The sequence below is a fragment of the Dactylosporangium sp. CA-233914 genome, from assembly GCF_050942935.1.
Taxonomy (GTDB): domain Bacteria; phylum Actinomycetota; class Actinomycetes; order Mycobacteriales; family Micromonosporaceae; genus Dactylosporangium.
The window spans coordinates 9,213,712-9,224,359 of record NZ_CP192030.1 but is presented as its reverse complement, the minus strand read 5'-3'; the positions used below and the strand labels follow the sequence as shown (position 1 = coordinate 9,224,359).

Sequence of the window (10,648 nt, the reverse complement as noted above, 5' to 3'; positions counted from 1 at the left end):
AGTGGACGAGATGAACCCGACAACGACCGGCGACACCCCGCGCACATTACGGTCCCGTGTGCGCCGCGGCGGAGTGCTGACGGCAATCGCGGCACTGCTGCTCTGCGCCGTCGCGGCCTGTGGCGACGACGGTGCCGACGACGACACCGGCGCCACTCCGGCCGCGGCCGCCGCCGATGCCTTCCCGCAGACCCTGAAGAGTCCGTTCGGTGAGACCATTCTGAAGGCCGCGCCGAAACGCGTACTGGCCCTCGGCGTCGCGGAGCGGGACACCGTCCTCGCGCTCGGCGTCACCCCGGTCGCCGCCGGCGGCTACGGCGAACTGGATTCCTGGTTCACCACCGCGCTCGGCGGCAAGAAGGTCGAGAACCTGGAGATCTCCGACGGCATCCCGTTCGAGAAGGTCGCCAGCTTCGGTCCGGACCTGATCATCACCGGCTGGGGCAAGGAACAGGACTACAAGCAGCTGTCGGCCATCGCGCCGGTGCTGTGGCAGGTCAGCGGCTCGTTCAGCACCAACTGGCGGGACCAGGTCACCACGATCGCCAAGGCGCTCGGCAAGTCCACCGAGGCACAGAAGCTGATCACGGAGACCGAGGCGAAGGTGAAGGCGGCGGCCACGGCCAACCCCGGCTTCGCCGGCAAGACCTTCACGTGGAGCACCTACGACCCCGGCCTGGTCAACACCGTCGACCTGCCGACCGCCCCGGTCACGCGCTTCCTCGGCGACCTCGGCCTCAAGCTCAAGCCCGAGCTGGCGAACCCGCAGAGCGAGTACTCCCGGGAGATCAGCCCCGAGCAGCTGACCCAGATCGACGCCAACGTGATCATCATTTACCCGAGTTCGGCCGAGGCCAAGGCGGACCTGGAGGGCCTGCGCACGTGGCAGAGCCTCGCCGGGGTGAAGGCTGGCGGCGCGGTCTTCCTCGACGACGCGCTGGCCAACGGCCTCAACTCACCGACGCTGCTGTCCATCCCGTTCGTGCTGGACAAGTTGACCCCGCTGCTGGCCAAGGTCACCAAGCAGGCCTGATCCGCCGTCCCCGCCCCGGCCGCACCGCACGAGGTCCGCGGCACCTTCGATCGAAAGAGGAACGGACCCGTGACCGAGCTGCACCCTGCCCGCGACCCCCGTGCCGCCGACCGCAGGCGGGCTCTGCTACGCCGACGGCTTGCGGAGGCGGGGGCCGCGGTCGGGGCGCCGGACCAGCGTCCTGAGCTGCGGGCGGCCGGGCGCCGGGAGGGCCCGCTCTCGCCGGCCCAGCTGCGCATGTGGTTCCAGCAGCAGTTGGACCCGGGGAGCGCGGCGTTCAACGTCACGCTGCGGATCGAACTTCGGGGGCCGCTGGACACCGCGGCCCTGGAGTGGGCCTATACGGCGCTGGTGGCGCGGCACGAGGTGCTGCGCACGACCTACGCGCCGGGCCCGGACGGGGCCCCCGTGCAGCGGGTCGGTCCGGCCGTCGCGGTGCCCGTACCGGTCGTCGACCTCGGCTCGGAGTCCGAGGTGGACGAGCGGGCGGGCGCCGCTGCGGCGGCACCGTTCGACCTGAGCCGCGATCCCGTGATCCGGCTCGCCCTGTACCGGCTCGGCCCGGAGCACCACGTCCTGGTGCAGGTCGTTCACCACATCGCCTGGGACGGCATGACGTGGAGCGCGCTCTCCCGCGACCTCGGCGCGCTGTACCGCTTGCGCGTCGATCCGGCCGCTCCGGCACCCGAGCCGCATCCGGTGCAGTACCTCGACTTCACCGCGTGGCAGGCCGAACAGCAGGACTCCACACGACTGACCGCCCAGCTCACCCACTGGCGGCGGGTCCTCGATCCGCTCCCCGAGCCGCTCGCACTGCCCGTGGACCGGCAGGTCGTGCCCGGTGCGCGGGGTGGACGGCGGGTGCGCGAGTTCGCCCCCGGATTCGCGGCCCTGATCGCCGGGTTCGCCCGCGCCGAGTCCGTCACGCCGTTCATGGTCGTGCACACCGGCCTCGCGGCCCTCCTGCACCGCCTCACCGGCGCGACCGACGTGCCGATCGGGTCGGCCGTCATGAACCGTGACCATCCGGACCTGGAACGGCTTGTCGGGGACTTCGGCAACACCCTGGTGCTGCGTGCCGACCTCGCCGGACGGCCGACCTTCCGCGAGGCGTTGCGTCGTTGCCGGGACGTGAGCCTGGACGCCTTCGCCCACCAGGACCTGCCCTTCGACCGGCTCGTCTCCGAACTGCGGCCGGACCGCGGCACGGGCGAGGCCGCGCTGTTCGACGTGCTGCTGGTCTTCCTGACCCAGGATCTGGGCGGCCCCCGGCTGCCCGGGATCGACCTGCGGTGGCGGACGGTGCACAACGGCGCCATGCAGTTCCCGCTCTCCCTCGAAACGTTCATGATCGGGGAGCGGTTCGAGATCGAGGCGACGTTCAGTGCCGACCTGTTCGACGACGCCACCGTGGACGCGATCCTGGCCCGGCTGGAGCGGTTGCTCACCACGGCCGTCGCGGGTCCGGACCGGGCGGTGGCGGACCTCCCGCTGCTCTGCGGCGACGAGCGCCGCGAACTCCTGCGCGGTGGCGAGGAGCGGGTCGAGGTGCCGCCCGGGTCGCTCGCCGAACTCGTCGAGGCGCAGATCCGACGCACACCGACGGCTCCCGCGGTGGTGGCCGGGGACCTCCGCCTGGACTACGCCGCACTCGACTCCCGCGCCGAACGGCTGGCCGACCGGCTCACCGCCGCCGGGGCCGGACCGGAGCGGATCGTCGCGCTCGTGCTGCCCCGCTCGCCCGAGCTGGTCGTCGCGATGCTGGCGGTGGCGAAGACGGGTGCGGCGTTCCTGCCCGTGGACCCGGCGTACCCCGCAGCCCGGATCGCCACGATTCTCGGCGACGCGCACCCGGTCGCACTGGTCACCACCCCGCACGGGCCCGCCGGTCCGAACCGGGTGCTGATCGGCGGGACTGACGAGGCCGGCGAAGCCGGCAGGGCTCCCCGCCGCACCCCTGTCCGGCCGGGCCCCGACCACCCGGCCTATGTGCTGTTCACCTCCGGCTCCACGGGCCGGCCCAAGGCCGTCGTCATGACCGGCCGAGGCCTCGTCAACCTCCTGACTTGGCACGCCGGTACCGCCGGCGGGTGCGGACCCGCGCTGCAGTTCACCAGCCCCGGGTTCGACGTGGCGACCCAGGAGATCTTCGCGACCCTGACCACGGGCGGGGCGCTGGTAGTGCCGGACGATGAGACCCGCGTCGACCCGGCGGCACTCGTCCGGCTGCTGCGGGAACGGTCGGTCGCCGACGTCTACGCGCCCAACCTGGTGCTCCAGGAACTTGCCCGGGCCGCAGCCGCCGAAGAGCTGCCCGCCCTGCGCCGGATCCACCAGGCCGGCGAGGCGCTCGTCGTCACGGACGCGCTGCGGGCGCTGCTGGACCGGCACCCCCACGTCGCGCTGCACAACCACTACGGCCCCACCGAGACCCACGTGGTCACCGCCCAGCACGTCACCGGGGATCCGGTGATCGGGCGTCCGGTGTGGAACACCCGGGCCCTCGTGCTCGACGCGGGCCTCCAGCCGGTTCCCGACGGCACCCTCGGCGAGCTGTACATCGGCGGAGCGCAGGTCGCGCGCGGCTACCTGGGACGCCCGGGGCTCACGGCCGAGCGGTTCGTCGCTGACCCCCACGGGCCGGCCGGAGCGCGGCTCTACCGCACCGGCGACCTGGTCCGGCGGCGGGCCGATGGCGCGCTGGAGTACCGCGGACGGGCCGACGACCAGGTCAAGGTACGCGGCGTGCGGGTCGAACCGGGCGAGGTCGAGGCGGTACTGCGAGCGCATCCCGCGGTCGAGGCGGCTGCGGTGCTCGTGCGGGCCGGCGCCTTGGTCGGGTACGTGGTGGGCAAGGCCGATCCCGCCGCGCTCCGGGCCCACGCGGCCACCCTGCTGCCCGACGCGATGGTCCCGGCGGCGGTCGTCGTGCTGGACGCGTTGCCGCTCACCCCAAACGGCAAGCTGGACCGCCGGGCCCTGCCCGCGCCGGTAGCCGCCCCCGCCGCCGCGGCCCCGGCAAGCGCGCTGGAGTCGGCCGTGCGCGACCTGGTGGCCGAGGTTTTGGGCATGCCGGTGGCTGGCGTCGATGACTCGTTCTTCGCGCTCGGCGGGCACTCCCTGCTCGCCGCCCGGCTGGTGACCCGGATCCGCGCCGAACTGGGCGCCGACCTGCCGATGCGGGCGGTCTTCGACGCCCCGACCGTGCGCGGGCTGGCCGCCCTCGTCGCTGCGGCCACCCCGGCCGCCCGGCGGGCCGCGCTCGTCGCCGCGGACCGCCCCGGGGAGATCCCGCTGTCCGCCGCCCAACGGCGGTTGTGGTTCCTGTGGCGGGTCGATCCGACGTCGGTGAGCTACCACATGCCGCTCGCGCTCCGGCTCGACGGCGCCCTCGACGTCGAGGCCCTGCGCGCCGCGCTCGCCGACGTCGTCGACCGGCACGAGAGCCTGCGGACGGTCTTCCCGGAGACTGACGGCCGGCCCCGCCAGGAGGTGCGCGACGCGGTTCGAGCGGCGCTCCCGGTCGCGGAGCTGACTCCCGGCGCGCTCACCGCGCACGCGAGCCTGCCGTTCGCGCTCGACCGCGAGATCCCGCTGCGCGCCGTGCTGTTCAAGGCCGGGACCGGACACCTCCTCTCGCTGGTCCTGCACCACATCGCCGGCGATGACTGGTCGACGGACGTGCTGCTGCGCGACCTCGGCTCGGCCTACACCGCCCGCAGTGCCGGCACCGCGCCGGCGTGGGAACCGCTGCCCGTCCAGTACGCCGACTATGCCCTGTGGGAGCCGGATTCCCCCATCGAGGACCTCGACTTCTGGCGGGAGCAGCTCGCGGGTGCCCCGGACGAGCTGGACCTGCCCCGGGACCGGCCACGCCCGGCCCGCCCGACGGGGGTTGGTGGGCGGATCCCGTTCACGGTCCCCGCGTCGGTTGTCGGGGGCCTACGGGCGCTGGCACTCGCCGAGGGCGCGAGCGACGTGATGGTGCTGCACGCCGCCGTCGCGGCGCTCCTGCACGCCCACGGCGCGGGCACCGACGTGCCGCTGGGGACCCCCGTCGCCGGGCGCCCGGACCCGGCGCTCGACGAGGTCGTCGGCTTCTTCGTCAACACCGTCGTCCTGCGCCACGACCTCGGCGGGGACCCCGCCCTGCGCGTGCTCGTGCGGCGGGCCCGGGAGACCGCGCTGGCGGCGTACTCGCGCCAGGACGTGCCGTTCGACCGGGTCGTCGACGCGCTCGTCCCGGACCGCTCGGCCGCCCGGAACCCGCTGTTCCAGACGCTCGTCACGTTCGGCACGAGCACCGGTTCCGTCGACGGGTTCGCCGGGTTGACCGTCCGGCGCGAGTGGGTCGCGCTGCCCGCGGTGAAGGTTGACCTGTCGGTCGACGTCGTCGAGGAGCGGGAAGAACTGGTCGGCGCGCTGGAGTACTCGGCGGACCTGTTCGACGCGGACACGGCCAGGGAGTTGGTCACCCGCCTGCAACGGATCCTGTCCACCATGGCGACGGCGCCGGACACCCGGCTCGGCGCGGTCCGGATCCTCGACGCGGACGAGCGGGCGGCGTTGGCCGCCGCCGGGACGGGACCGGCCGTCGATGCCGAGGGCACCGTCGTCGACGTGCTGGACGCCCTCGTGCGCGACCGTCCGCACCGCACCGCGCTCGTGGCGGCCGACGGCCGGCTCACCTTCGCCGAACTCGGCGCGCGGGTGGACCGGCTGGCCGGGGTGCTCGCCGCGCGCGGGGTCGGGCGCGGGTCGCGGGTGGCCGTCGTGCTGCCGCGGGTGCTCGACGGGCTGGTGGCCCCGCTCGCGGTGTGGCGGGCGGGCGCGACCAGCGTGCCCGTGGATCCGGACCACCCCACGGAGCGGATCGCGCACCTGCTCGACGAGGCCCGCCCGGAGGTCGTGCTGACCACGGCGGCCGTGGCGGACCGGGTGGCCGGGCGCCCGGGGGTGCTGCTGGTCGAACAGGAGGGCCCCCGCGCGGCGGTCACGGCACGGCCGGGCCCGGCCGACGCGATCTACGTGATCTACACGTCCGGCTCGACCGGGCGGCCCAAGGGCGTCGTCGCGACCCACGCCGGCGTGGTCAACCTGTTCGCCGCGCACCGGGCGCGCCTGTTCGGCGACGGGGGCCCCCGGCGGGTGCTGCACTCCATGTCGCTCGCCTTCGACGCCGCGGTGGACTCGCTGCTGTGGCTGCTCGACGGGCACGAGCTGCACCTGCTCCCCGAACGGCTGATGGGCGACGCGACCGGCATCGTCGACCTGGTGCGCGAGCGCCGCATCGACGTCCTGGACCTTCCGCCGTCGTTCCTGGAACCCGTGCTCGCCGCCGGACTGCTGAGCGGTGAGCACCGGCCCACGCGGGTCGTGACCGGGGTGGAGGCCGTCGGCGCGGCGCTGTGGGAGGCACTCGCCACCGCACCGGGACTGACGGCGCACAACCTGTACGGCCCCACCGAGACCACCGTCGACGCGCTGGGCGCCCGGATCACGCCGGGCGTGCCCCCACACATCGGCACCCCGGTCGGCGGCGCGCGCGTCGCCGTGCTGGACGCCGCGCTGCGGCCCGCCCCGGTCGGCGTGACCGGCGAGCTGTACGTCGGCGGCGCGGGCGTGGCGCGCGGGTACCTGGACCGGCCGGGCGCCACCGCCGAGCGGTTCGTCGCCGACCCCCGGGTGCCGGGCGGGCGGATGTACCGCACCGGCGACCTCGCGCGGTGGACACGGCGGGGCACTGTCGAGTTCGTCGGCCGGGACGACGCGCAGGTCAAGATCCGCGGCCATCGCGTCGAACTGGGCGAGATCGACGCCATCGTCGCCGCCGACCCGCGGGTCGCGCAGGTCGCGACGGTGGTCCGCGAGGACCGGCCGGGCCTGCGCACCCTCGTCTCCTATGTGGTGCCCGGCGCAGCGGTCACGGCCGAGGAGCTGCGCGCCCGGGCCGCGGTGGCGCTGCCCGGGCACCTGGTGCCAAGCGCGTTCGTGCTCATCGACGCCTTCCCCCGTACGCCGAACGGCAAGCTGGACCCGCGCGCCCTGCCCGCACCAGCCCGTCGGGAGACCGGCCGGGCGCCGTCCACCCCGACCGAGCAGCTGCTCGCCGGGATCGTGGCCGAGGTGCTGGGGCTGTCCACAGTGGACGTCGACGAGTCGTTCTTCGCCCTCGGCGGCGACAGCATCGTCTCCATCCAGGTTGTCGCGAAGGCCCGCACCGCCGGCCTGGCGGTGTCCCCGCGCGACGTGTTCGAACAGCGCACCGTCGCCCGCATCGCCGAACTCGCCGACCGCGCGCGGGCCACCCATGCGCCGGCGGACACCGTCGACCCGCTCGGCGAGGTGCCACCGACCCCGATCGCGGCTGGCGTGCTGGAGCGTGCGGCTCGGTACGGCGGGGCGATCGACCGCTTCGCCCAGTCCGTGTACCTCGCCGTCCCGGCCGGGACGCCCCGCACGACGGTGGAGGCCGCGCTCCAGGCGGTCCTCGACCGTCACGACATGCTGCGTGCCGAGCTGCATGGCACCGGGCTGCGGGTGCGGCCGGCCGGGTCCGTCCGGGCGAGCGACCTGCTCACCTGCGCAGACGGGATTGCGCCCGAGGCCGCGTACGCGTGGGCGGTCGGGCGGCTCGACCCGGGAGCGGGGGTGATGGTCGCGGCCGTCCTGGTCGACGGCGTGCGGCTGCTCGTGGCCGCCCACCACCTCGTGGTCGACGGCGTGTCCTGGCGAATCCTCGTCGAGGACCTCGCCACCGCGGCGGAGCAGGTCGCACGCGGGGAGGCCGCGGTGCTGCCGCCGGTCGGCACCTCCTTCCGCGCCTGGTCCCTCGCGCTCGCGGGGCGACCCGCCCCGGATGCCGGGCGCACGGTCGTGCGGGGCGGCCCGGCGGCGGCGCGCGAGTCCGCGCTGCTCGGCGCCCGGCTGCCCGATCCCGCCCGCGACCGCGCCGCCGACACCGCCGAACTCCGCGTCGAGCTGCCGCCGGCGCTCACCGAGGCAGTGCTCACCCGTACCGCGCCGGCGTTCCACGGACGCCCGGATGACGTCCTGCTCGCCGCCCTCGGGCTCGCGGCAGCCCGGATCGCGGGGCGGGCTGAGCCGCTGACGGTCGCCGTCGAGGGCCACGGTCGCGAGGAGGACGCGGTGCCCGGCGCCGACCTGTCCCGCACGGTCGGCTGGTTCACCACCGAGTTTCACGTGGTGCTCGACCCGTCCGGGGCTGCCGGCGGTGTGGTGAAGCGGGCCAAGGAGGCCCTGCGCGGCATCCCGGACCGTGGGCTCGGCGGCCTGCCCGCCGACGCGGTGAGCGAACTGGCCTTCAACTACCTGGGCCGCCTCAGCGCGGGCGCGCAGCGCCCCTGGCAGCCGGTCGCCGACGTGCTTCCGGTCGGCGGTGCGGACCCGGCGATGCCGGTCACGGCCACGATCGCCCTCGACGCGTTCGTCCAGGACGGCCCCGCGGGCCCGGTGCTGCGCGCGACCTGGACCTGGGCGACCGGGATCGTCGACGAACCGCGGGTCGCCGAACTCGCGCGGCGCTGGGCCGAGGCTGTCGACGAGATCGTCGGGGACACGACCGCGGCCGGGCACACCCCGTCCGACTTCCCGCTCGTGCGTTGCACGCAGGCCGACGTCGAACGCTGGGAGGCCGCCCACCCTGGCCTCACGGACGTCTGGCCCCTGTCGCCGCTGCAGGAGGGCCTGCTGTTCCACGCCCTGCTCGACCGGACCGGCACGGACGTGTACCTGGTGCAGACCGTGCTGGACCTCGCCGGCGCGATCGACCCGGAGCGGATCCGGGCCGGCGCGCAGGCCCTCCTCGACCGGCATCCCGCGCTGCGCGTCGCCTTCGCCCGGGACGCCGACGGCGCGCCGGTCCAGGTCGTCGCCGACGGGCTGCGGGTGCCGTTCACCCACGTCGACACCGCCGACCCCGCCGCGCTCGAACACCTGCTCGCCCGCGACCGGGCCGCCCGGATGGACCCCGACACCGGCCCGCTGATCCGGTTCCTGCTGGTCACCACCGGCCCGGACCGCGCCCGGCTGCTCATCTCCGCCCATCACCTGCTGCTCGACGGCTGGTCGACCCCGGTCGTGCTGCGTGATCTGGCCGCCCTGTGCGCCGACACCGCGCTCCCGCCGGCGCGTTCGTACCGTGAGTTCCTGGCCTGGCTCGCCGGGCGCGACGCGGACACGAGCCTGCGCGCCTGGTCGGCGGCGCTGGACGGCCTCGACGAGCCGACCCTGGTCGCCGGGCCCGCCGCCGCCCGCCCCGACGGCCTGCCGGACCGCGTCGAGGGCGCCCTCGGTGTCGAGGCCTGGACGGGCGTGTCCGCGCTCGCCCGCCGGGAGGGCGTCACCCCGAACACCGTTGTGCAGGTCGCCTGGGCACTGCTGCTCGCGGAGCTGACCGGCCGCCCCGACGTCGTGTTCGGCGCCACCGTCTCCGGCCGCCCGCCGGAGCTGCCCGGCGTCGAGGAGATGGTCGGCCTCTTCATCAACACGCTCCCTGTCCGCATCCGGCTGCGGCCCACGGAGACCCCGCGGGAACTGCTCCGCCGGGTACAGCGGGAGCAGACGGCGCTGCTCGACCACCAGCAGGCCGGCCTCGGCGCGATCCAGCGCGCCACCGGCGTCGATGAGCTGTTCGACACCCTGACCGTGTTCGAGAGCTACCCGGTGGGCGATGCCGGCGACGTCGGGGCCCTGTCGATGACGGACGTCTCCGCGGCCGACGCGACCCATTACCCGCTCACGCTCAGCGCCCGGGTCGGCGACACCCTCGAACTGGCCCTGGACCATCTCGGTGACGTCCTCGACGTGCACGGCGGCGCCGCGCTGGTTCTGGACCGCCTGTTGGCGACGGTCGGGCAGCTCGCGGCGCACCCGGACCGTCTGCTTGCGCACCTGGTCGTCCACCCGGCGCCCGCCCCGCTGACGGCCGCGCCGGCCCCGGACGCGCCCGGGCGCACGGTGCTCGACGCCTTCCGAGCCGCCGTCCTCGCCCGTCCGGACGGGCCGGCGCTCGTCGCCGGGGACACCACGCTGACCTTCGGCGAACTCGACCGCTGCGCCCGCCGGCTGGCCGTGCACCTGTGCGACCTCGGCGTCGGACCCGAGACGAGGGTCGGGCTCGTGCTGCCCCGCACCGCGGACATGGTCGTCGGGATGCTGGCGGTGTGGGCCGCGGGCGGAACGCACGTGCCCGTCGACCCCGCGCACCCCGCCGAGCGGATCGCGGGGGTCCTCGCCGACGCCGCTCCCGTCGTGGTCCTCACCCACGCGGCGGGCGCGGCCGGCCTGCCCGGCGCCGTCGTGGTCCTCGACGACCCGGCTACCGCCGCGGCGATCGCGGGCCGCGCCCCCGGGCCGGTGGCCGACCCGGATCCGCACGGCGCCGCGTACGTCGTCTACACGTCCGGCTCGACGGGCCGGCCCAAGGGCGTGACGATCGCCCACCGCGGCCTCGCGACGCTGGTCGCGGCGCACCGTGCCGCCGTGATGGAACCTGCCGCGCGGCGGCTCGGGCGGCCCCTGCACGTCCTCAACTCGCTGTCGTTCGCCTACGACGGCACCGTCGACCCGATCGCCTGGATGCTCGCCGGGCAC

2 protein-coding genes (1 of these 2 cut by a window edge) are annotated in these 10,648 nt (G+C 75.3%); both read left to right on the top strand.

Going from position 1 to position 10,648, the window contains the following annotated elements:
• Window positions 1–10 precede the first annotated feature (10 nt).
• Window positions 11–1,033: an iron-siderophore ABC transporter substrate-binding protein gene (locus tag ACQPY0_RS41070; protein WP_432973712.1), complete on the top strand. Its 1,023-nt coding sequence runs from the start codon at window positions 11–13 to the stop codon at window positions 1,031–1,033.
• Between the two features lie 69 nt (window positions 1,034–1,102).
• Window positions 1,103–10,648, top strand: partial view of an amino acid adenylation domain-containing protein gene (locus tag ACQPY0_RS41065; protein WP_432973710.1) — the 5' portion only. Its footprint extends 8,796 nt past the window's final position; 9,546 of the gene's 18,342 nt are visible here — the first part of the coding sequence; it begins with the start codon at window positions 1,103–1,105; its stop codon lies off the right edge, out of view.

Coding starts and splice junctions, on each gene's coding strand:
- ACQPY0_RS41070 (WP_432973712.1), top strand. CDS start 11: ATGAACCCGACAACGACCGGCGACACCCCGCGCACATTACGGTCCCGT.